This window comes from Nocardioides agariphilus (genome assembly GCF_015352445.1).
Classification (GTDB): domain Bacteria; phylum Actinomycetota; class Actinomycetes; order Propionibacteriales; family Nocardioidaceae; genus Nocardioides; species Nocardioides agariphilus.
This window is the reverse complement of sequence record NZ_JADKPO010000023.1, coordinates 1-21505: the sequence shown is the minus strand read 5'-3', so window position 1 is coordinate 21505 and position 21505 is coordinate 1. Positions and strand designations below refer to the sequence as shown.

General features: G+C 70.3%; 18 protein-coding genes. 9 read left to right on the top strand and 9 right to left on the bottom strand.

All coding sequences use genetic code 11. The features are described from left to right. The first annotated feature begins 156 nt into the window (after window positions 1–156). Complete coding sequence (locus ISU10_RS16060; protein WP_370865506.1) at window positions 157–2337, top strand: prolyl oligopeptidase family serine peptidase; 2181 nt, start codon at window positions 157–159, stop codon at window positions 2335–2337. On the opposite strand, the gene ISU10_RS16055 is transcribed toward ISU10_RS16060, so the two are convergent. From ISU10_RS16055 to ISU10_RS16035, 5 genes are all read right to left on the bottom strand, one after another. Continuing rightward, entirely contained in the window at window positions 2327–5164 is a 2838-nt protein-coding gene (locus ISU10_RS16055) for an aconitate hydratase (protein ID WP_194697430.1), read from the bottom strand. The genes ISU10_RS16060 and ISU10_RS16055 overlap by 11 nt on opposite strands. A 141-nt stretch (window positions 5165–5305) precedes the next feature. Continuing rightward, a complete protein-coding gene (locus ISU10_RS16050; protein ID WP_194697429.1) occupies window positions 5306–5785 on the bottom strand; it encodes a CYTH domain-containing protein in 480 nt (159 codons plus the stop codon). 23 nt (window positions 5786–5808) lie between these two features. Beyond that, window positions 5809–6222: a VanZ family protein gene (locus tag ISU10_RS16045; RefSeq protein ID WP_194697428.1), complete on the bottom strand. Its 414-nt coding sequence runs from the start codon at window positions 6220–6222 to the stop codon at window positions 5809–5811. A gap of 41 nt (window positions 6223–6263) precedes the next feature. After that, a complete protein-coding gene (locus tag ISU10_RS16040; protein WP_194697427.1) occupies window positions 6264–6521 on the bottom strand; it encodes a hypothetical protein in 258 nt (85 codons plus the stop codon). A gap of 50 nt (window positions 6522–6571) precedes the next feature. After that, the gene (locus ISU10_RS16035) at window positions 6572–7711 is read right to left on the bottom strand and encodes a class I SAM-dependent methyltransferase (RefSeq protein ID WP_194697426.1); all 1140 of its coding nucleotides are present in this window, start codon (window positions 7709–7711) and stop codon (window positions 6572–6574) included. Between the two features lie 139 nt (window positions 7712–7850). On the opposite strand from ISU10_RS16035, the gene ISU10_RS16030 reads away from it, so the two are divergent. The 3 genes from ISU10_RS16030 (at window position 7851) to ISU10_RS23625 (ending at window position 10963) form a co-directional block, all read left to right on the top strand. After that, the gene (locus tag ISU10_RS16030) at window positions 7851–9254 is read left to right on the top strand and encodes an AfsR/SARP family transcriptional regulator (protein ID WP_194697425.1); all 1404 of its coding nucleotides are present in this window, start codon (window positions 7851–7853) and stop codon (window positions 9252–9254) included. Further along, window positions 9251–10744 carry a winged helix-turn-helix domain-containing protein gene (locus tag ISU10_RS24360; RefSeq protein ID WP_503128332.1) on the top strand — a complete coding sequence of 498 codons (1494 nt, stop codon included), beginning with the start codon at window positions 9251–9253 and terminating at the stop codon, window positions 10742–10744. Before ISU10_RS16030 ends, ISU10_RS24360 begins: the two co-directional genes overlap by 4 nt. Before the next feature lie 84 nt (window positions 10745–10828). Further along, a complete protein-coding gene (locus tag ISU10_RS23625; protein WP_267239177.1) occupies window positions 10829–10963 on the top strand; it encodes a hypothetical protein in 135 nt (44 codons plus the stop codon). A gap of 71 nt (window positions 10964–11034) precedes the next feature. Here ISU10_RS23625 and ISU10_RS16025 read toward each other — a convergent pair whose 3' ends face one another. Genes ISU10_RS16025 through ISU10_RS16015 form a run of 3 tightly spaced genes read right to left on the bottom strand, consistent with a single transcriptional unit; the run spans window position 11035 to window position 15406 of the window. Then, complete coding sequence (locus ISU10_RS16025; protein ID WP_370865504.1) at window positions 11035–13671, bottom strand: multicopper oxidase domain-containing protein; 2637 nt, start codon at window positions 13669–13671, stop codon at window positions 11035–11037. Beyond that, window positions 13668–14777: a DUF8744 domain-containing protein gene (locus ISU10_RS16020; RefSeq protein ID WP_194697424.1), complete on the bottom strand. Its 1110-nt coding sequence runs from the start codon at window positions 14775–14777 to the stop codon at window positions 13668–13670. The genes ISU10_RS16025 and ISU10_RS16020 overlap by 4 nt, the downstream gene beginning before the upstream one ends. After that, window positions 14774–15406, bottom strand: a complete 633-nt coding sequence (locus ISU10_RS16015; protein ID WP_194697423.1) for a helix-turn-helix transcriptional regulator — start codon at window positions 15404–15406, stop codon at window positions 14774–14776. Before ISU10_RS16015 ends, ISU10_RS16020 begins: the two co-directional genes overlap by 4 nt. Before the next feature lie 62 nt (window positions 15407–15468). Here ISU10_RS16015 and ISU10_RS16010 point away from each other — a divergent pair, with 62 nt between their 5' ends. The 3 genes from ISU10_RS16010 to ISU10_RS16000 all read left to right on the top strand — a co-directional run bounded on the left by ISU10_RS16010 (window position 15469) and on the right by ISU10_RS16000 (window position 17856). After that, entirely contained in the window at window positions 15469–16272 is an 804-nt protein-coding gene (locus tag ISU10_RS16010; protein ID WP_194697422.1) for a DUF2249 domain-containing protein, read from the top strand. 96 nt (window positions 16273–16368) lie between these two features. Next, window positions 16369–17424 (top strand): tellurite resistance/C4-dicarboxylate transporter family protein, encoded by a 1056-nt coding sequence (locus ISU10_RS16005; RefSeq protein ID WP_194697421.1) that lies wholly within the window; start codon window positions 16369–16371, stop codon window positions 17422–17424. A gap of 147 nt (window positions 17425–17571) precedes the next feature. Next, window positions 17572–17856: a hypothetical protein gene (locus ISU10_RS16000; RefSeq protein WP_194697420.1), complete on the top strand. Its 285-nt coding sequence runs from the start codon at window positions 17572–17574 to the stop codon at window positions 17854–17856. Between the two features lie 85 nt (window positions 17857–17941). On the opposite strand, the gene ISU10_RS15995 is transcribed toward ISU10_RS16000, so the two are convergent. After that, entirely contained in the window at window positions 17942–18607 is a 666-nt protein-coding gene (locus ISU10_RS15995; RefSeq protein ID WP_194697419.1) for a hypothetical protein, read from the bottom strand. 155 nt (window positions 18608–18762) lie between these two features. Between ISU10_RS15995 and ISU10_RS15990 the strand changes: the two genes are divergently transcribed. Beyond that, complete coding sequence (locus ISU10_RS15990; protein ID WP_194697418.1) at window positions 18763–20592, top strand: sensor histidine kinase; 1830 nt, start codon at window positions 18763–18765, stop codon at window positions 20590–20592. After that, window positions 20589–21239: a response regulator transcription factor gene (locus tag ISU10_RS15985; protein ID WP_194697417.1), complete on the top strand. Its 651-nt coding sequence runs from the start codon at window positions 20589–20591 to the stop codon at window positions 21237–21239. The genes ISU10_RS15990 and ISU10_RS15985 overlap by 4 nt, the downstream gene beginning before the upstream one ends. Window positions 21240–21505 lie beyond the last annotated feature (266 nt).

The following is a 21505-nucleotide window of genomic DNA, read 5'->3' as shown; positions in this document are numbered from 1 at the left end:
GCCGAGGAACGGGTTGAACGAGTCGACCTCGTTGGACAGGCCCACGGTGAAGGTGCCACCGCCCACCGCCGACGCCGAGGGGGTGGTCATCGACCCCGGCACGAGCAGCGCACCGAGCAGCGCGAGGGCAGCCATGATCCGGACGGGGCCGCTACGGTGCGGCCTGTGTCCGACTCCCTGACCGATGAACCGACCGTTGCGCCAGTGGCTCGCCGAGTTGCCCACGACCACGTCCTGCACGGCGTCAGCCGTTCCGACCCCTACGCGTGGATGTCCCCGGTGGACGGCGAGCACCCGCAGGAGCTGGTGGATCATCTGGCTGCCGAACGTGCGTGGTGCGACCTGGCGACGACTCATCTTGACTCCCTGACGTCGGTGCTGCGGTCCGAGATGGTGGCGAGGGTTCCCGAGCGGCGTCGATCAGGAACCTGGTCGCGGATGCGCTTTTCCTACTACACCTGGGACGCGAGAAACAGAGACTACGGCGTGATCTGGCGAGAAAGTCGTCACGATTCGGCCTCAGGGGCCACGAAATCACGGCAAATCGCGGTACCGGACGACGATTTCGTCGGTGTCGCGGACCCGGCGCAGGACGCAGAGGTGGTGCTGGACATCAACTCCCTCGACGCGGGCACGGGCTACCTCGACCTCGGGCTGACCATCGTCTCGCCGTCGGAGGACCTGCTGGCCTACTCGGTCGACACCAGCGGCGACGAGGTGTTCGCGCTGCGGTTCCGCGACCTGCGCAGCGGTGCCGACCTACCCGACGTGGTCGAGGGCACCGGTTACACCGGCGCCTGGCTCTCGGACTCATCGGGCTTCCTCTACACCGTCTTCGACGACTCCTGGCGCCAGGAGCGGGTCCGCCTGCACCGTCTGGGCACGCCGCCGAGCGACGACGTCGACGTGCTGGTCGAGCCCGACCGCCGCTTCGAGGTGACGGTCAGGCGCTGTCGCAGCGAGCAGGCGATCGTGGTCCTCGCCGAGAGCCGCGACACCTCCGAGAGCTGGTACGTCGACCCGTCCGGCGTCGACCTGCGAGCCCGGTCGCTCGGCGGCCGACGAGGGGGCGTCGAGTACCGGGCCGAGCACGTGCGGGACTCCGGGTTCTTGCTGGTCACCGACGACGAGGCCGTCGAGTTCCGGCTGGTCTCGTGTCCGCTCCCGCCCGCGGGTGGACAGGACCACACCAGCTGGGTCGAGGAGCGTGCCGAGGACCCCGCGGAGCGGTTCGAGCGGGTCGACGCGTTCGGCGACGCTGTCGTGGCGACCTTCCGCCGGGGCGGTGACCGGATGCTGCGGGTGCTGCCGATCGGTGACCTGGCCGGCGCCGGCATCGAGGTCCACAGCCGGTTCACGGGCGGCGAGATCCGGCTGGCACGCAACACCTGGTACGACGCGGCGTCCGTCGCGATCATCGACGAGTCCCACGTCAACCCGGTCGTGCACGCCGAGGTGGCGCTGGCCACGGGGGCGGTCACCGACAGTCACCGCGACGGCGCCGGCGACCACGACCCGTCGGCGTACGTCACCGAGGTCCGCAGCTTCTCGTCGGTCGGTGGCGTCGAGGTGCCGGCGACGATAGTCCGTCACCGGGAGACCCCACTCGACGGGTCGGCGCCGGCGCTGATCTGGGCCTATGGCGCCTACGAGTACTCCTGGGAGCGTGAGTGGGAGGAGAAGTGGGCGTCGTTCCTCGACCGAGGTGTCGTGTTGGTGCACGCCCACATCCGCGGCGGCGGTGAGTGCGGGCGGCACTGGTGGCTCGACGGCCGGCTGACGGCCAAGCAGCACACCTTCGACGACCTGCTCGCGGTCGCCGACGGGGTCGCCGAAGCCGGACTCGTGGACCCGACACGCATCGCGACCCGTGGCCTGAGCGCCGGTGGGTTGCTGCAGGGCGCGGTGTTCAGCCAGCGACCGGACCGCTGGCGCGCGGTGCTCGCCGAGGTGCCCTTCGTCGACGTCATCACCTCGATGTCCGACGACTCGCTCCCGCTCACCGTCAACGAGTGGGACGAGTGGGGAGACCCCAGGGTGCGCGAGCACTTCGACGCCATGCTCGCCTACTCCCCGTACGACAACCCGCCCCCCGCCGGCGGCCGCCCCGACCTGATGGTCACCGGCGCGGTCCACGACACCCGCGTGCTCGTCCACGAGCCGGCGAAGTGGGTGGCCAGGTTGCGCGAGACCGACCCCGACTGGGCGCGGCAGTGCCTGTTCCGCGTGGAGCTCGGCACCGGCTCCCACGTCGGCCCGAGCGGCCGCCTCGACCACCTGGCGTACGAGGCTGCGGTCGCCGCCTGGCTGCTGGACCGGCTGGAGGTCAGGCGTTGAGCAGGCTCCTCAGCACGTACTGCATGATGCCGCCGTTGCGGTAGTAGTTGGCCTCGCCCGGGGTGTCGATCCGGACGACGGCCTCGAACTCCTTGCCGTCGGCGGTGACCTTGACCGTGCGCGGGGTGGTGCCGTCGTTGAGCGCGGTGACGCCGGTGATCGAGAAGGTCTCCTCGCCCGTCAGCCCCAGCGACTCGGCGTTCTCGCCGTCGGGGTACTGCAACGGCAAGACCCCCACGCCGATCAGGTTGGATCGGTGGATCCGCTCGTAGGACTCGGCGATCACGGCCTTCACCCCGAGCAGCGCAGTGCCCTTGGCGGCCCAGTCGCGCGAGGAGCCGGAGCCGTACTCCTTGCCGGTGAGCACGACGAGCGGGGTGCCTTCGGCGAGGTAGTGCTCGGAAGCCTCGTAGACCGAGGTCACCTCTCCCCCGTGGGTGAAGTCCCGCGTTACGCCACCCTCGGTGCCGGGCGCCAGCTGGTTGCGCAGCCGGATGTTGGCGAAGGTGCCGCGGATCATCACCTCGTGGTTGCCGCGCCGCGACCCGTAGGAGTTGAAGTCGCGTTGCTCGACACCGTGCTCGCCGAGGTAACGACCGGCCGGCGAGTCCTTCTTGATCGCACCTGCCGGGCTGATGTGGTCGGTCGTGACCGAGTCACCGAGCTTGAGCAGCACCCTGGCGCCCTCGATGTCGCGGACCGGCTCAGGCTGGCGGGGCATCGCGTCGAAGTACGGAGGCTTGCGGACGTAGGTCGAGTCCGGGTCCCATGCGAACGTGTCACCGTCGGGCGTCGGCAGCGCGCGCCACTGCTCGTCGCCAGCGAATACGTCGGCGTAGTCGCTGGTGAACATGTCGGAGGTGATCGCCGAGGCGATGACCTCCTCGATCTCCGTCGGCGTCGGCCAGAGGTCGCGCAGGAACACCTCGTTGCCGTCCGTGTCCTGGCCCAGCGGCTCGTTGAACAGGTCGACGTCCATCGAGCCGGCCAGCGCGTAGGCCACGACCAGCGGCGGTGAGGCGAGGTAGTTCATCTTCACGTCGGGGTTGATCCGGCCCTCGAAGTTGCGGTTGCCCGACAGCACCGAGACGACCGCGAGGTCGTTGTCGTTGACCGCCTTGCTGACCTCGGGGATGAGCGGGCCGGAGTTGCCGATGCAGGTGGTGCAGCCGTAGCCGACGAGGTTGAACCCGAGCTTGTCGAGGTAGGGCGTCAGGCCGGACTTCTCGTAGTAGTCGCTGACGACCTTCGAGCCGGGCGCGAGGGTGGTCTTCACCCACGGCTTGCGCTGCAGGCCCTTCTCCACGGCCTTCTTGGCCAGCAGGGCGGCGCCGATCATCACCGAGGGGTTGGAGGTGTTGGTGCACGAGGTGATCGCCGCGATGGCGACCGCGCCGTGGTCGATCACGCAGGTCGTGCCGTCGATCGTGACCGTGGCCGGCCTGGAGGGTCGGCCCCCACCGGTGCCGACGGCGCTCATGCTGTCGGTGGGCGGGGCGGAGCCGTTGCTGCCCTCATGAGACGGCGAGTCCGAGGCCGGGAACGACTCGGCGACCGCCTCGTCGTACCCCTCCTCACTCTGCTGATCCACGGGGGCCTTGTCGTCGGTGTAGTCGGCCAGTGCGGCGCGGAAGGACTGCTTGGCGTCGGAGAGCGCGACCCGGTCCTGCGGCCGCTTGGGCCCGGCCAGGCTGGGCACGACGGTCGACATGTCGAGCTCGAGCTTCTCGGAGAACCGCGGCTCGGCGGCAGGGTCGTGCCAGAGCCCCTGCTCCTTGGCATAGGCCTCGACCAGCGCGAGCTGCTCCGGCGAGCGACCGGTGAGCCGCAGGTAGTCGATGGTCTGCTCGTCGATCGGGAAGACCGCGATCGTGGACCCGAACTCCGGGCTCATGTTGCCGATCGTGGCGCGGTTGGCGAGGGGCAGCGCTGAGACGCCGGGACCGTAGAACTCCACGAACTTGCCGACCACGCCGTGCTTGCGCAGCATCTCGGTGATGGTGAGCACCAGGTCTGTCGCGGTCGCACCTTCGGGGAGGTCGCCGTTGAGCTTGAAACCCACCACCCGCGGGATCAGCATGCTGACCGGCTGGCCGAGCATCGCGGCCTCGGCCTCGATGCCACCGACTCCCCAGCCGACCACGCCGATGCCGTTGACCATCGTGGTGTGGGAGTCGGTTCCGACGCAGGTGTCGGGATAGGCGACGGTCACCTTCTCGTCGGTCGAGCCTGTCGAGACCTCTCGCGTGAAGACCACCCGAGCCAGGTGCTCGATGTTGACCTGGTGGACGATGCCGGTGCCGGGGGGAACGACCTTGAAGTCCTCGAAGGCACCTTGTCCCCAGCGCAGGAACTGGTAGCGCTCACGGTTGCGTTCGTACTCGATCTCGACATTGCGGCCGAAGGCCTCGGCGGTGCCGAAGACATCGGCGATGACGGAGTGGTCGATGACCATCTCGGCCGGCGCGAGCGGGTTGATCCTGGACGGGTCACCGCCGAGGTCGGCCATCGCCTCGCGCATGGTGGCCAGGTCGACGATGCACGGCACCCCGGTGAAGTCCTGCATGATCACGCGCGCCGGAGTGAACTGGATCTCCTTGTCGGGCTGTGCGTCGGCGTCCCACCCCGCCAGCGCCCGGACATGGTCGGCCGTGATGTCGGCGCCGTCCTCGGTGCGCAGCAGGTTCTCGAGCAGGACCTTGAGGCTGAACGGCAACGACTCGACGTCGAGGCCGTCGCCTGTCACGGCCGCGAGCCGGTAGATCTCGTAGGACTTGCCGTCCACGTCGAGCGTGCTCTTGGCACCGAAGCTGTCCTGGCTGGCCATCCGCCATCTCCTCGATCAGTTCGTGGGGGTTCCGCGTGCCATCTTGCCGCTGCCCGGAGGTGTGTGTCTGCCGGGGTCCTCGACGGTGGACTCCGCGAAGTATCTTGACGTCAAGATATCATAGGCGACTCTCCCGATGCCCTACCTGGCCAGGGCCAGCGCACCCCCGGTGAAAGCCTCGTCCCCGGTGACCTCGCCGAGGATCCCGTAGGAGGCGGGCAGATCCCAGGGCTGGCCCTCCCCCGCGTCGACCTCCGCAAGGACGAGGCCGGCCAGGTGGCCGCCGAAGACGTCGACCGCGACCATGCCCTCGACGTGGGACACCAGGGTCCGCGCCTTCCTCACCTCTGCCGCCGGCAGGGTGGCGAGCCGATCCCACTCGGCCTGGTCGAGGTAGATCGAGGTGTGCGCGACCTCGCCAGCGCCCTGGCCGAGCCGCACCTTCTGGCCCAGCTTGCGCGTCACCAGGCCGGCCTCGGTCACCTCGCGCAGGCGGAGTCGGGTCCCGCTGACGTAGCGGTCGACGATGTCGAGCCTGCGTGCGTGCTCCGGAAGGTCGGGTACGGCGGCGAGCAGCCACCGCCGCTCCCGTTCGACGTGTGCGTACTTCGAGGTGGCCACCTCGACACCATGCCACCGTTTCCTCAGGCAGTGCGGCCCAGGGTCGGGGTCACGGGCGCACTCCGGCGTCTATGCGCCACCTGGACCCGCGCCCAGGCGACCGGCCAGGCGAGGACCGCGCCGATCAGGCCGCCGAGCCCGTTGTGCACGATGTCGTCGGCGTCGGCCACCCGCCACGGCAGGTACTCCGCCTGGAACCACTCGATCCCAGCCGATCCGACCAGGCAGACCGCAGTGGCGAGCAGCGGACGCAGCAAGACGATCGTGAGCAGGAAGCCCGCCGGGACGAACAGCGCCACGTTGGCCTGCGGCTCGGTCATCGCGTAGAGGCGATCGGTGATGCCGTAGGCCCAGACCACCTCCGAGGAGCTGCCCAGGGTGAGCATGGCGACCCCATAGGAGTACGTGCCGAGGAGGACGGCGGCGATCCAGCGCATGTGATCGACGCTAGGTCGCGCCCGCGCTCCGCCCCTCCCACTCAGGTGCCTCGTCGTCGTACCTCAGGACGAGATCGCACCCGTCGGTGAGTACGGGACTCCTGGGTCTGGGACCCCATCGGGCGAGACCTCGTCTGGGCCGGAAGCGGACAGTATCCGCGCTTCCTGGCATGAACGACGTTGAGCAGGCCGACGGCCGCACCAGCGCCCATGACCACGATCGGAGCCAGGCCCAGCACGAAGCCGAGCAGCACCAGCGCGGTTCCCGAGACCAGGCCCCACCAGACGGGATGAGCCACGACCCAGTCACTCAGCCGGCCCGTCCGCCTCCGCTCGACGGCCATCCGGCTCAGCCGAGCAGCCGGTAGAAGCGGAACATGTCGTGCTCGATCGGCAGGATCTCGATGTCGTCGAAGCCGGCGTCACGGGCGTACCCGCGCAGCGTGTCCGGACGCATGACCGTGCCGGTGCCGACAGACCCGGAGTGGGAGAGGCCGTCGGGCAGGCAGACCAGCATCGAGATGCCGTACATGAGCTGCTCGACGGCGGCTCCCGGCCCGGTGAACGTCTCCGGCATGCGCTCGTCCATGACGAGCACCGTGCCCCCGGGCTTGACCATCCGGTGCGCGGAGCGCAGGACGCCGACCGGGTCAGGGAGGTCGTGGATGCACTCGAAGGCGGTCACCAGGTCGTACTCCCCCGATGCGGGCACGCTCGAGGCGTCGACGAGGGTGAACCGCACCCGGTCACCCAGGCCCTCGGCCTCCGCATGGCGGCGAGCCGCTTCGACCGAGTCCGCGTCGACGTCGTACCCGTCGACCGTGACGGCCGGGTAGGCACGGGCGATGCCGATCGAGGACCACCCCTCGCCGCAGCCGATGTCGGCGACCCGTCCGCCGTCTCGGAGCTCGGCATCGACTCCGGGCACCGACGGCAGCCAGTCGGAGCCGAGCACCTGCAGGAACAGGGGGCGGTTGGCCTCAGCCTGTGCCGTGCGCATCAGCTCGCCGTACTCCTCCCAGCTGACCCCGTCGCCGGTCCGATATGCGTCGAGCAGCTGGGGCAGCTGCGCTGCGGCCGCAGCCACCATCCGGGCGAAGGGGGTGGCGTAGGCCAGGCTGTCGCGGTCGCTGAGCACGGCCGCGTGCGCCTCGCTCAGCCAGTAGCGCCGCTGGTCGGCAGGCACTGTCGGGTCGAGCACCTCGATGATGCCGGCGACCGCCTGTTGCTCGAGCCACTCGCGGGTGTAGCGCGGGTGGACGCCGGTCGCGTCCGCGACGTCGGCGACGCCGAGAGGGCCGCGACGGTGGAGCAGGTCATAGAGACCGAGCTGGTCCCCGATGTGGATCGTGAGGACGTCGAGAGCCCCGAGCACCGAGGCGAAGACTCGGTCGGCGAGAGCGCCGGTCTCCTCCTCGCTGCGCTCCGGGGACGTGCCGTAGGCGCCAGCAGTATCGCCAGCAGTCAGGTCAGCAATGTGGGTGGTCATGGGTGCTCCGATGTGAGTGACGGTTCTTGGTCGCCCAGAGCCTCGGCGGCGGCGCTGACAGGGCGCTCACGGCTGGCTGACAATGTCTGGACCTGCGTGTCAGGAGGCAGCCGTACGTGCGTGGAGGGAGGTGAGCGCCATGGATGTGTTCGTCCTGGGTGACCCTCACCTGAGGGTCGACGGTCAGCAGCTGCCCTTCCCCGCTGGTCGTCCCGGGCGGTTGCTCGCCTCGCTGCTCGTGGCCCGAGGGAAGGTCGTCACCGATGACCGACTCGTCGACGACGTGTGGGGCGAGGAACTCCCCGTGGACGCGCGCGCCGCCCTGCACACCACGGTCGGTCGCGCGCGTCGCGCACTCGGCCCGGAGGGCTCGCGCATCGCGCGCACGGCGGTCGGCTACCGGCTGGACCTGGCAGGTGTTGTCGTCGACGCGGATCAGTTCGCCGCGGCGCTGACGCAGGCGCGCGCGCTCGAGGACGGCCGTCGGCTGGCGGCCTACGACGAGGCGCTGGCGCTGTGGCGCGGGACCGCGTGGGCAGGGCTGGCCGCCGACATCGCCCAGGGTGAGGCGCTGCGCCTGGAGGAAGGTCGACTGGCAGCCCGTGAGGAGCGCGCGGAGCTGCTCTTGAAGCTGGGCCGCGCACGTGAGGCGGCCGACGAGCTGCGTCAGCTCGTCGCCGAGCAGCCCCTGCGAGACCGACACTCGCTGCTGCTGATGCGGGCACTCCATCGCCTCGGCGGCTCGGCCGAGGCCTTGTCGGTCTATACCGACCACCGGGTCGCGTTGGCCGAGGAGCTGGGGCTGGATCCTTCGCCCGAGCTGGTCGAGGCCCAGCGTCGCATCCTCGAACGCGCTTCGGAAGCCTCGCGACCAGACGTCCCAGACCCCACCGGTGACGTGGCCAGTGACGTGCCCGGTGACCCGTCCGTCACGCTCATCGGGCGGGACGAGGACATCGACCAGGTGCGCACCCTCACCACGCGCCATCGTTGCGTCACGCTGGTGGGGCCCGGAGGCGTGGGGAAGACCTCCGTGGCGCGTGCGGTCAGCGGCGCCGAGCAGGTTGCCTGGTGGTGCGACCTGACCAGCGTCTCGAGCCAGGCAGGCGTGCGCGCGGTGGTCGCGACCGCCCTGGAGGTCGAGGTCTTCCCCGGAGGCACGGCCGAGGCCGCGCTGCGCCGCCGCTCGCAGACAGCGTCGGGGTTGCTCGTCCTGGACAACTGCGAGCACGTGCTGGCAGCGGCCAGTGACCTGGTGACCGAGATCGTCGCCGCCGGGCGGGCATCCGGGTCCTCGCCACCAGCCGGGAGCGGCTCGGGCTCCCCGTCGAGCAGGTCTATCCCCTGGCGCCACTCCGGCTGCCAGGGGCAGGTGCTGAGGACCCAGACGTACCGTCGGTGGCGCTGTTCCTCCAGCGAGCACGCGCGTCAGCTCCCGACCTCGAGGCCACGCCGGAAGTCGTCCACGACGCTGCCGAGCTCGTCCGCCGACTCGACGGTCTCCCTCTGGCCATCGAGCTCGCGGCGAGCCGAGTCGGCGTGATCAGCCTGGCCACGCTGCGCGACCGGCTCGACAAACGGCTCGATCTCCTGCGTTCCCACCACCTCCGCGCCCCCGCCCGCCACCAGACGCTGGTCGACACGATCGCCTGGTCCTACGACCTGCTCGACGTTCATCTGCAGCGGTCGCTACGACGGCTCGCGGTGTTCGCCGGCCCGTTCGACCTCGACGCCGCGGAGGCCGTGCTCGGCCCGGACTCGGTCGAGCAGGTCCTGGGTCTGGTCGAGCGGTCGCTGCTCGTGCGGCCCGCGCCGGCCCAGGGCGGTTACCGGATGCTCGAGACCGTCCGCGCCTTCGCCCGCGGGCTGCTCGACGAGGCCGAGCACGACGAGGCGGCCCTCGCTCACGCGAGATGGGCCGCGGACACTGCCGCGTCGGCTCGCGCCGGCCTCGCGGGGTCGGACGCCGGCCGGTGGACGGCACGCGTGGAGGCCCTGTTGCCGGAGTTCGCCCAGTCGGTCGCCTGGGCCATCCGGACCGGCCAGGTCGACGAGGCGGCGCGCATCGTCCCCGACCTGTATCCCTGGGCCGAGTGCCGGGTCCGCGCCGACGTCATGGCGTGGGGCCGGCTGCTGGTGGAGTCGGGGCACGAGAGTGCGGTCACTCCGGACGTGCTGGCGGTGGCCTCCTGGTACTGGTGGATGGTGGGCGACCACGACCGCGCGGCCGACTACTCCGAGCGAGGCATCTCGCTCGCGGGCGGCCCGGACTCCCCCGCCGCCTACCTCGCCCTCCATGCCGGTGTGGACACCGCCCTGGCCGTCGGGGACCTGGACAGGGCCTGGGGCATGGCCGAGCACGCCATGAGGCACGCGACCAGCGCAGGCGACGCGAACGCCACCATGCTCTGCGTGTCCGGGATGCTCCTGGCCCGCACCTTCGACGAGCGAGACGTCTCCCACGAGATCGCCCTGCTGCGGGCCTACGAGCACCGCGTCGACAGCCCGCTTGTCCGGGCCATGGGCTGGTACGCCGAGGCGGAAGCGCTCTCGGCCACCGATCCCCACCGCGCGCTGGAGCTGTTCGCCGAGTCGCGTGAGCTGGCCGGCGCGACGGGCAACCGGCTGGTGTTCGGCGTCTCGCTCGTTGCCGAGACAGCACTGCTCGGGCGAGTGGGAGCCCTCGATGAGGAGACCGTGAGCACGACCGCCGAGGCCGTCAGGTTCTGGCTGGGCTCGGGCAACGAGAACCTCTTCGTCACCTGTCTGCGCAACGTGGCTTCGCTACTCGACCGACTCGACGCCCATCGTGCTGTCGTGGAGCTGGTGGCGACCATCACGACCCGGATGCCGGACCGGCCGTCGTACGGCGTCGAGGCCGAGCGGGTGGCCGCCGCCCTGGGGCGGGCCCGAGCGGCGCTGGCGCCCACGGAGTACAACGCCTCCTGGCGCGCCGGCGCAGCACGCGACCTGGACGCCGCAGGTGAGGCGGTGCTCACCGTGCTCACCTCCCATCCGACGACCGCTGGGTGACAGTGCGTTGGCAGCCAGGTGCCAGCGCCCGGCGTCAAGGTGCCGGCAGTGGCCTCGCCGAGGCCCCCGAGCAAGGAGCACGTCATGCTGCCCAGCACCACCTTCGCCGCCCTCGACTACGCCCGCCAGCGCCAGGAGGAGATCGCGCGGCGGGTCCGCCACGGGCACGTCGAGCACACCACGTCAGGTCGTTGGCCACGCCGGCGACGGCGCCGGTGATAAGCCCGACGACCTGGCGCTACTCGGCTGCCATCAGCGGACATTGGCCAGCATGGTGTGGGGCGAGGGTCTCAGCGCGTGACCTCGATGACGCCGTGGGCGCCGCGCTCGGCGTCGATCATCACGTGGTTGACCAGGGGATAGCGCCCGGGCTCGTCGAAGACCATCTCCACGAACCCTCCCTGGGCCACTGCCAGCGCGAGCGCCTGCGAGCCACCGGTGCGCGAGGGCGCCTCGGCGGAGCCGAGCAGCCAGTCGCCCTCGAGCCAGGTCCGGTCGAACTGGCCGCCGACGACGTGGAACGACAACGGGCGGTTGGGCCCGGCGTCGAGCAGCCAGATCCGCACCCGCTCGCCGACCTTCACCTGGAGCGGGGCGTGGTCGTAGGCGTTGACGTAGCCGTTGAAGACCACCGCGTCGGGCTCTTCGGCCAGCAGCTTGTCCATGTCGACCGGCTGGCCCTCGGCCCCGTAGTAGTGCTCGGACTGCACCAACACGTAGGACTTGTCGGCGGCGGGCAAGTCCGGTGGGTCGATCACGACGGCGCCGAACAGGCCGTTGGCGATGTGGGCGCTCATCGGCATCGACGAGCAGTGATACATCCAGATGCCGGCGCGGGTCGCGGTGAACCGGTAGGTCAGCGACTCCCCGGGCGGGATCGTCACCATCACCTTGTCGGGCGCTCGCTGACCGGCGTGAAAGTCGATGGAGTGGCCCAGCCCGCCCTCGTTGACGAGTCGGATGACGAAGGTGTCCCCGACCCGGCCGTGCAGCGTCGGTCCGGGCGCAGAGCCGTTGTAGGTCCACATCTCCTGGGTGATGCCCGGAGCGACCTCCATGCCCTGCTCGGTGACCGTGAACGTGTGCCGGTGGACGCGTCCGGGCTCCGGCGGCGGCAGCACGGGATCGGGGATGACCGTGCCGTCGGCGGGCTCGCCCATGGTCATGTCGTGACCGGTGCCGTGGGCGTCGGTCCCGGGGTCGTCGGCCACCGGTGGCGTGCCGGGACCGGTGGCGGCGACCGGGGATCCCACGGCCTCGATGGCCAGCACCATGCCCATCTGCTTGTGCCCGACGACCGAGCACCAGCCGTCGAGGTTGCGTCCGACCACCCCGACATCGAGGACCGCGGACTCCCCGGGCGCGAGCCGTCCGGTGTCGTGGCCGGTCTCGAGGACGAGGTCGTGCACGTCGGTTCGGTCGGTGTTCTCGACCCTGATCACCAACCGGTCACCGACCGGCACCTCGATGCGAGCGGGCGTGAAGCGCATGTCTTTCGCCTCGACCGTGACGGTGGTGGTGTGCCCGGTCGCGATGACCCCGTCGGCAGCCGACTTCGGCGGCCCGCCCAGGCTGGCCGGATCCAGCGAACCGCCGAAGGCCACCGCCGTCATGACCAGGGCGAGCCCGACGACGGCCAGGCCGGTGGTCTGGCCGTGGGGACGAGGTGTGGTCTCGCGGGCGTCAGCGGGCGCCCCACGACGAAGTCGGATCGCGCGCAACAGGATCGGGACGAACGCTGCCAGCGCGGCCAGCACCAGCGCGGACGCGACGACGCGCACCAGGCTCGGGACCGGCAGCACGCAGACGAGCAAGCCCAGGTTGGTCAGGCTCACGCGCAGCGCGCCGCCCGCATCCAGGTCCCGGTTCGTGGCCCGTACGGCGGCCGGCCCGCCGCCCAGGACCACGGGAATGAGGTAGGACAAGGCGCCCAGCAGGACCTGGGCCACGAAGCCGGCGGCCAGGTAGGGGATGTACTGCTCGAAGGTCCTGCCGACCTCAAGCCACGAGCCGGAGTGGGACACGTCCCACGCCACCTGCGCGACGAGCACCAGCAACAGGCCGACCAGCCACACCATGCCCGCGGCCAGCGACCACGAGGGGAAGGAGACCGGGGGCTTGCGCCAGGCCGTTCTCCCCAGGGGCCAGGCCACGAGCGCGACGCCGGCGGCGTACAGGAGCAGCCCGGCAGGCACCAGGACTACGACGTCCGCCCAGACTGCGGCGACCACTAGCGCGATGCCACCGAGCAGCACGGGCAGGGCCTGCCGTGAGTGCTTCTCCGCACCTTCGACGATGCGGGTGCGTAGCATCGTCGGGCCCAGCGTGACCGTGGTCCCGAGCACGGTGAGGCCGATCCAGCCGAGCAGGTTGACCGCGACGTGGGCGAGCTGCAGCCGCGTGTGGAGTGGCTCGCCTGGATCGGCCGCTAGCCAGGTGCCGAGCGTGACGCCGACCAGCAGCAGGGCCCCGGCGGCGATGTAGAACCAGATGGTGCTGGAGAAGCGCGAGGCGAAACCGGTTCGCAGACCACGGATGAGGGTCCCCACGTGCCAGCCGACCGCGACCGCGATACCGAGCGCGCCGACGACCACCAGCCACCAGAGCGAACCGGGCACGCCGATGGCGACGAGAAGCACACCGGCGTTGAAGAGGAGCAGACGCTGGGACTGCGCCCGCCGAGGGGTAGCCGGCAGGCGCACCAGCGTGTCGGCGAAGTAGCGGCTCCACACCAGGATCGAGTGGCCCGCCGCGCCGAGCACGAGCAAGTGGATCATCAGCCAGCGCGGTGCCGGGATGAAAGGGTGCACCAACGACACGACGGCCACACCGAGCAGCCAGAACACGACGGGCAGGTCGCGCAACGGCCAGAACCCCCGCGAGCCGGACGCGACCTCAGGCACCGGCGCGCCGACCGCGGTCTTCACGAGCGCACCCCCTCGGTCGTGGTCCTCGGCTTCGCGGGCACCCCACGCACCGCGCTGCCGATCGCGACGGCGAGGAAGAGCAGCAGGGCGATCGCGTTGCCGGCGCCGCCGATGCGACGAGCCAGCTCGCTGCCCAGGGCGTCCCCGCCCCACAGCCGCACGACGAGCGAGAGCTGGAGCAGCAACCACGGGGCGTACATCGCCGGACGGTAGGGCAGCGGCACCCGCGTCACGGCCGGCAGGATCGAGGGGGCGTGGGCCATGATCATCGAGATCGTGAAGCCGAGGAAGACCGCGTGCACCACGGCGTCGTACGTCGCTCCCTCCACAGTCGCGCCGGCCAGCAGCCAGATGACGCCGGCGACGACCAGCCAGGCCTGGCCCGACAGCATGCAGCTGGCGGCGAACCGGGGCAGGCCCGAACCGTTGATCGTGCGGCGGGCCACGTCGTGACGCACGAGCCACGAGGTCAGCGCGAGGAGTGCGGCGCCCAGCAGTGGCGTTCCCACGGCCGGCCACAGCGTGGCCGCGACGATGCCGCTCGCCAGGCCGCTGCCCAGCAGGACCAGGTCGCGTCCGGCGGTCGATGGCATGGCCAGTCGAGCAAGTTCGAGGCGTTCGCCACCAATGGTCAGGATCACGAAGCCGGCCAGCCACGCGATGGTCTGGGAGGTGTCCGCACCTCCGCGCCACAACAGTGCGCCGCCCAGGGCACAGACCGCGCCGAGGGCGGACACCAGGACCGCGTCATCACGGTTGCGCCGCCACAGCGGGACGTAGAGCAGGCACAGCGCGAGCGCTCCGGCGGTGATCAGGGAGGCGCCGATCTCGCCGGTGGGTTCGGGGACGAGCAGCAGTGCCCCGAGCCCCAGCAGGGCCGGGGCCGCGTAGCCGATCGGACGACCGAGCGCGACCGCTCGCTCCAGGGCGACCAGGGTGCCGACGAAGCCGAGCACCATGAGGATCCCGTGGACCTCGCCGAGGCGACCGGAGTTCACCGGTGGCCAGGCGTCCAGGAGACCGAGGCCGGCGTCGATCCCGACCAGCAGCGCAAGTCCGGCAGGGAGCGCCAACAGCGTTCGCGCCGCAGGGCGACGCGCTGTCATGCCTGCGTCCCCGGCACCGCGAGCGTCACCAGGCACGCACCCGGCTCGGCGAAGGGCTGCAACGCGGCTCGGTCGAGGGGCCTACCCAACACCCCTGTGATGAGCCCGAGGTGCACACTGCAGACGGCCTCGGGATGGGTACGGGCGGTGTCGATGAAGGGACACCGGGTCAGCCTGACCGACGTTCGGTCGGCTGAGATCTCGGGGCCGAAACCCACGTGCTCGAGGGCGAGCATGAGTCGTTCGTCCGGCGATCGACCATCCTCGTCGAACAGCTCGCGCAGCTGCTCCCCCCAGGCTCGACCCCCGGACGCGCCGGCCTCACGGGCGGTGGCACCGGGATTGTTCTCGAGGCCGCGGGACAGGGCGAGGGCCAAGGCGGCGTAGGGCGCCTCGCGGGCGACGTAGGACCAGGCGGGGCGACCGCGTCCGCTCGGCGTGGCGCGCAAACGCGAGACATGACCGGCCTGGTGGAGGGCGTCGAGGTGGCCGCGCAGGGTGTTCTCGTGCAGACCGGTGATCTCGACCAGCTCGGCCAGCGTCGTGGGCGAGTCGCGTTGCGCGAGCACGGCCAGGACGCGGCCCTGGGCGCCGGTGGGCGCCCGGCTGACGCCTGTGGGGGGGCCCACATTATTTTCCACGGGATTAACTGTATATTATTCACCACCCGATCCTCGAGAGGACACCCGACATGACCACCCTCACCATCGCTTCCGACCCGGCCGACGCCGAGGCCATCGATGCCGTCGAGAACCACCACGCCCAGATGTCCGGCGAGCTGACCCTGCTCGTCGCCAACCTCGCCAACCTCGCCAACGCCGCCGACGGTGATGCAGCCATCAGCGCCCGTCGCCGCCTCGTCGCCTGGGCACGGGAGTCGCTCGTGCCGCACGCACTGGCCGAGGAGAAGACCCTCTACCCAGCAGCCCGTGAGCTGACCGAGGGGCGGCTCCTGGTCGATGCGATGCTCGCCGAGCACGTCGCCATCGTCGCGATGGTCGACGAGGTCGAGAAGGCCGACACACACGTAGCGGCGGCCGCCGCCGGGCGCGCCCTCCAGGCACTCTTCGCTGTGCACCTGGACAAGGAGAACGACCAGGTGCTGCCGCTGCTCGCCGCGTCGCCGAACCACTCGATCGCCCGGTTGCTCGAGGGCATGCACGAGGTGCTCGGTGGCGGACACGAGGGACACGGTCATGCAGACCCCGCCGAGTCGGCGACCGGCCACGGCGCCTCGAGCTGCGACTGCGGCACCGTGGACCCGCCCGGAAACCCCGAGCTGGACGTCCGTGTGATCCCACACGCCATCCGGCACGCCACGATCTTCGGCGCCCTCGACGGGGTGGCTCCGGGCGCGGGCCTGGAGATCGTCGCCGACCATGACCCGGTTCCATTGCTCAACCAGGTACAGCAGCGCTCGCCCGGTCGATTCGACATCACCTACCTCGAGCGTGGCCCGGTCGACTTCCGCGTGCAGTTCATCGCGGTCTCGTAGTCCACCGGCTGACCGAGAACTCGTTTCCTCGTCGTCGGGCTCCGGCATGAAGCGGTCGTGACAGCACAAGCCGCCGTGCGTCGCTACCCTTCCGGCGTGTCGGAACCCCTCATCGAGCGGGCGCGGGCTTCAGTCGAAGGGCTCACGCCGGGGTATTTCGCGCTGGTGATGGCTAGCGGGATTCTCTCGATCGGGATGGCGTTGAAGGGCCACGACATCCTGTCCCTGCTCCTGCTGCTGGTCTGCGGTACGGCGTTCGTGGTGCTGCTCGGTCTGACCGTCTGGCGGTTCGTGGCCTACCGGGGCGCATTCAACGAGGACTTTCTCGACCCCCGCCGCGCCTTCGGCTTCTTCACCTTCGTGGCCGGAACCAACGTGCTGGGCGTCCGCCTCGGCATGGAGGGCTACCACAGCGCGACGGCCACGCTCCTGGCGCTCGCCGGGGGTGCCTGGCTGGTGCTGGGTTACGTCGTGCCGTGGACAGCCGTCCTCGGGAACCAGCAACGACCTGTTCTGGCGACGGCCAATGGCACCTGGTTCATCTGGGCGGTGGCCAGCCAGTCGGTGACGATCGCAGCCGCTTCGATCGAGCCAGTTGTCGAGACCGGTCGCAGCGCCCTCGCGTTGCTGGCCGTGGTCTCCTGGTCGGTGGGGGTGTTCCTCTACGCGGCTACTGGAATGCTCGTCTCGTTGCGCCTGGTCCTGTACGACTTCGGCCCCGAGGAGCTGACCCCGCCCTACTGGGTGGCCATGGGCGGTCTGGCGATCACGGTACTGGCCGGCGCTCGTATCGTGGAGATGGCCGATGCGCCGATGGTCGAAGCGACGCGCGGTCTGATCGCCGGGCTGGCCGTGGTCTTCTGGGCGTTCGCCACCTGGCTGTTCCCGGTGCTTGTGGCGGCGGGCTGGTGGCGACACGTGAGCCGCCGCGTCCCACTGCGCTACGAGGCGACCCTGTGGAGCATCGTCTTCCCGTTGGGCATGTACGCGGTGGCCGGCATCTACCTCGGCCAGGCGGACCAACTCCCACTGGTGGGTCGGATCGCCGGCGTAGAGCTGTGGTTCGCCTTCGCCGTGGGGGTGCTGGTCTTCGGTGCCATGGTTGTCCACGTATCTCGCACCGTGTTCGTCAGGTCGCCGCCCCCGTCGTGAGTCCCCCAGGCGACCTCGCCTTCTCCAGCAGCGCGACGCATTCGACGTGGTGGGTCATCGGGAACACGTCAAAGCGCCTGAGCGTGGCCGCGATCCCTTGCGGCCGACTGCGATCATCGTCCCGAAGTCGCCTTTTGACCTGCGGAGATGCTGATCTTCTCGCCTGAAGTCGTCGGTACGCCGTTGCGCACGTTTGCGAATCAAACCGAGCCCAATCCGAGCCCTCGTGCACGCGAGCGCCGACAGGCGCAAATGACAGCAACGTCAGACTTCGCGGCGGCCGCGGGCCTCGAGGTACTGATCCATTACTGCTGCCGGCATCCGACCTCGGTCGGAAACGACGAATGTCGAGATGCAGCGAAGATTGAAAATGCCCACGGGTTGTTCCACAGCTCGCGCTACGTCGACCTGGGCGCTTGGCCGTCCCGGTAGGGGATCCCCTACCGGTGAGGCCGTCTCGTTTCCGACTGGGAACGAGACGGACCTCTTCGTGAGAACGGCGCGCAAGCTTGAACCATCAAGGCGTGGCCATGGTCAGGTTTGCGGGCGCCGCCGCGGCCGTCTGGCGCCTGCCCACGATGATCGCCGCGCCGATAAGCCAGAACGGCAGCAGGAGGTAGTTGACCAGCCCGCCGGGTGGGATACCGGCTGTGCCCAGAGCGCTGAGGACACCCAGCACGAGGGTAAGGATCGCGAACCAGCGCGGCACCACAGCGTGGGCGATTCCTGCCAGTCCGGTGGCCAGGAAGGTGGTCGCGATCCCGATGCCCATGCCGGCGAAGCCGAAGTACCCCACGAAACTGAGGGTGTGCAGTGCTGCGTCGTCCTTGGCGTCGGCGGCTCCGTTGATGAGGCCCCAGTTCCACATCACCATCTGGGAGAGGCCCGCGGCGACCAAGAGCAGTCCGCCGTAGGCGATGTCGGAGTAGGTCGCCTCGCGCGCCTCGCCAGAACGCATATGACCGCGCAGTGCCGTCGCGAAGAACACCAGTGAGATGCCCATGACGACCAGGCAGGCGACGCCGCCGTAGTTCAGGGCCAGGTGGTCGTGGATCACAGCTGTGGTCGCCTTGCCCGGGAAGTCCTCGGTGTCCTCGTGGAAGAGGAAGCTCTGGCCGATCCACGCCAGACCGGCGACCGCGCCGGTCCAGGGCAGAAGTCTCTCGAACTTGCTGAGCGGCATGTCCCGCTCCTTCCGATCAGGCCCCGGCGGCCTTCGCCGAGACCCTTACGGTGCGCGACCCACTCGCCCAGGCACACGATCCGAATGTCCCAGGCGGCCCGGGAACTGTTCCCGGGAACCTGGCCCGGCCAGGTCACGGCGTCCACACTGGCGGGATGAACCCCATGCTGGCGCTGGGAGCTGCCGCGGTGCCGGTCGGCGTCGGCCTGCTGGTGTTGCGCGCGCGTCAGCGGCGGATCGGCTGGCTGCTGGTGGCCCACGGGGTTTGCTTCGGTGCGTTGCTGGCCCTCGGCGAAGAGAGCGCTGACGGTCCTGGGGCCGTGGTCGACCAGCTCGGCGCCGGGTCCTGGGTGTTCCTGTTCCTGTGGCTGGTGCTGATCGCCTATCTGCTCCCCGACGGACGTGCGGCGTCGCGGTTCTGGCGTCGCTGGATGCAGACCGGCCTGATGGGCGTGGTGCTGTTCCTCATCGGGGCGGCCGGTGACGCGGAGAGCTTCCGCGACGCCCACCACGGCGCGGACCCGCCGCTGCGCTGGCTGCCTGAGCCAGTGTCAGGCGTGCTCGGCGTGACCGGCCTCGCGCTGACTGCGCTGCTGATCTTCGGCAGCTTCTTCGCGGTGCGCACGCGGTTGCGGCGCTCGGCCGGCGAGGAGCGGCTGCAGCTGCTCTGGTTGGTGTGGGGGGCGCTGACAGTCCCGATCACGCTCCTCACCGGTTGGGCGGTCCACTTTGCGTGGAGCGAGCACGGCGAGCCTGTCTTCGACGCGGCGCTGGCGCTGTCCGCGGTCGCGCTCCCGGCGACGATCGGCATCGCGATCCTGCGGCATCGCCTCTTTGACATCGAGCTCGTGCTGAGCCGGACGCTGACCTACCTGCTCCTGGTCGTGGCAGTCGTCAGTACCTACGCGCTGCTGCTCCTGGCGACCGACCGCGTCTTCGGCAACGGCACCGTGGGCGGGCTGCTCGCGGTCGGCGTCGTGGCGGTCGCCGTGCACCCGGCCTACTCGTTCCTTCGGCGTCGGATCGAGCGCTGGGTGTACGGGCTGCGTTCCGAGCCGCGCGAAGCGATCCGGCTTCTGGCCGACCGCGCCGACGCAGCCGACCCCGAAGGCCTCATCGACGCCGTGACGGCCGCGGTCGCGGAGGCGCTACGGGCGAACCGGGCTCGAATCGGTCCCGTCGGCTCCGGTGTGCCGCTCCTCCACCGCGGCGAGCGGCTCGGCGACCTGGCAGTCGACCTTCCTGCGGGGCGGACCCTCAGCGCCGCGGATAGATCGCTACTCGACGACCTTGCTCGTCATGCCGCAGTACTCGTCCGCGCCGAGCGGCTCACCAAGGAGCTGCGCGAGTCGCGCAGCAGCATCGTGGCAGCCCGCGAGGAGGAGCGGAGACGGCTTCGCCGCGATCTGCACGACGGCGTCGGGCCTTCGCTCGCGGCGATCGTGCTCAAGCTCAACGCCGCCCAGGCCCGCTCCGACGCCGACCAGCGGAACGCCCTGCTTGCGGAGACCCGGGACGAAGTGCGGTCAGCGATTGGGGAGGTACGACGGCTCGTCGACGACCTGCGTCCTCCGGCGATCGACGAGGTCGGCCTCGTTGGCGCGATCAGGCAGCGCGCCGTCGGGTTGAGCGGTGAGGTGGCGATCGAAGTGTCCGGCCCTGAGACGCTGCCGACGCTGCCCGCGGCCGTCGAGGTGGCGGCGTACCGGATCGCCTCGGAGGCGCTGACCAACATCGTGCGGCACTCCGGCGCCACCCGCTGCCGCGTCGCGGTCGCGCTCGACGGCGCCTTCGAGCTCACCGTTGCCGACAATGGCCACGGCACCGACGGCGGTACAACACGGGGAGTGGGCTGGACCTCGATGCGCGAACGTGCCGCCGAACTGGGCGGAAGCTGCACCGTCACCAGCCGACCCGAGGGAGGACTGCTCGTGCGCGCCGTACTCCCGCTCGGCATGGATCATCCGGCGGAGGCCACCTCGTGACCCGGCTGCTCATCGCCGACGACCACCCCGCGTTTCGCCGTGGGCTGGAGCTGATGCTCGCCGACACCGCCGACATCGAGATCGTCGGCCAGGCCGAGACCGGTGCGCGTGCCGTCGAGCTCGCCGCGTCGCTGGCACCCGACGTGATCCTGATGGACCTCCGGATGCCCGACCTCGACGGCATCGAGGCGACTCGGCGGATCCGTCGCGACGCGCCCGGCCCCGCGGTCGTCGTCCTGACGATGTTCGAGGACGACGATTCGGTGTTCGCTGCGATGCGGGCCGGGGCATGCGGCTATCTGCTCAAGGGAGCCGAGCAGGAGGAGATCGTTCGCGCGATCCAGGCCGCCGCCGCAAGCGAGGCGATCTTTGGTCCCGAGATCGCCCGCCGCGTCATCGCGCACTTCGCGAGCGGAGCGGGCTCGACCGCTGGGGCGTTTCCGTCGCTGACCGACCGTGAGCGCGAGGTGTTGGAGTTGGTCGCCGCGGGCAAGGGCAACGCCACCATCGCGCACGAGCTGATGATCAGCCTCAAGACCGTGCGCAACCACGTCTCCAACGTCTTCACCAAGCTCCAGGTCTCCGACCGCTCCGCCGCCATCGTCAAGGCCCGAGAGGCCGGCATGGGCGGCCCGAGGGAGGGCTGAGCGCGGACCGAGGCTCTCGTCACCCGGTCATCTGCCCGGGATCGGCGACGGTTCGCGTGGCGGGAGGTCGAACCTCGTCGTTTGGCATCCGCAGCAAGGTGGCGGTAACGCCGAGCATGGCGATCCCTGAGGCGATCCAGGCGGCGGGGGGAAGTTGCCCAGGCCGGGGGGCGTGTCAGACCGTCTGTGTAAGGGCGTGACCTCCAACCTGAATCGCAGGAGCGGTTCGAAGTGGAGGAAGTGCCATGGAAGAAGTGCTGGACACT

Bases quoted from the DNA above. Each gene is read 5' to 3' on its own strand.
- ISU10_RS16020 (WP_194697424.1), bottom strand. From the start codon at position 14,777: ATGACAGCGCGTCGCCCTGCGGCGCGAACGCTGTTGGCGCTCCCTGCC.
- ISU10_RS15995 (WP_194697419.1), bottom strand. From the start codon at position 18,607: ATGCCGCTCAGCAAGTTCGAGAGACTTCTGCCCTGGACCGGCGCGGTC.
- ISU10_RS16030 (WP_194697425.1), top strand. From the start codon at position 7,851: ATGGATGTGTTCGTCCTGGGTGACCCTCACCTGAGGGTCGACGGTCAG.
- ISU10_RS16035 (WP_194697426.1), bottom strand. From the start codon at position 7,711: ATGACCACCCACATTGCTGACCTGACTGCTGGCGATACTGCTGGCGCC.
- ISU10_RS16045 (WP_194697428.1), bottom strand. From the start codon at position 6,222: ATGCGCTGGATCGCCGCCGTCCTCCTCGGCACGTACTCCTATGGGGTC.
- ISU10_RS16000 (WP_194697420.1), top strand. From the start codon at position 17,572: ATGCTGATCTTCTCGCCTGAAGTCGTCGGTACGCCGTTGCGCACGTTT.
- ISU10_RS16055 (WP_194697430.1), bottom strand. From the start codon at position 5,164: ATGGCCAGCCAGGACAGCTTCGGTGCCAAGAGCACGCTCGACGTGGAC.
- ISU10_RS15990 (WP_194697418.1), top strand. From the start codon at position 18,763: ATGAACCCCATGCTGGCGCTGGGAGCTGCCGCGGTGCCGGTCGGCGTC.
- ISU10_RS16010 (WP_194697422.1), top strand. From the start codon at position 15,469: ATGACCACCCTCACCATCGCTTCCGACCCGGCCGACGCCGAGGCCATC.
- ISU10_RS23625 (WP_267239177.1), top strand. From the start codon at position 10,829: ATGCTGCCCAGCACCACCTTCGCCGCCCTCGACTACGCCCGCCAGCGC.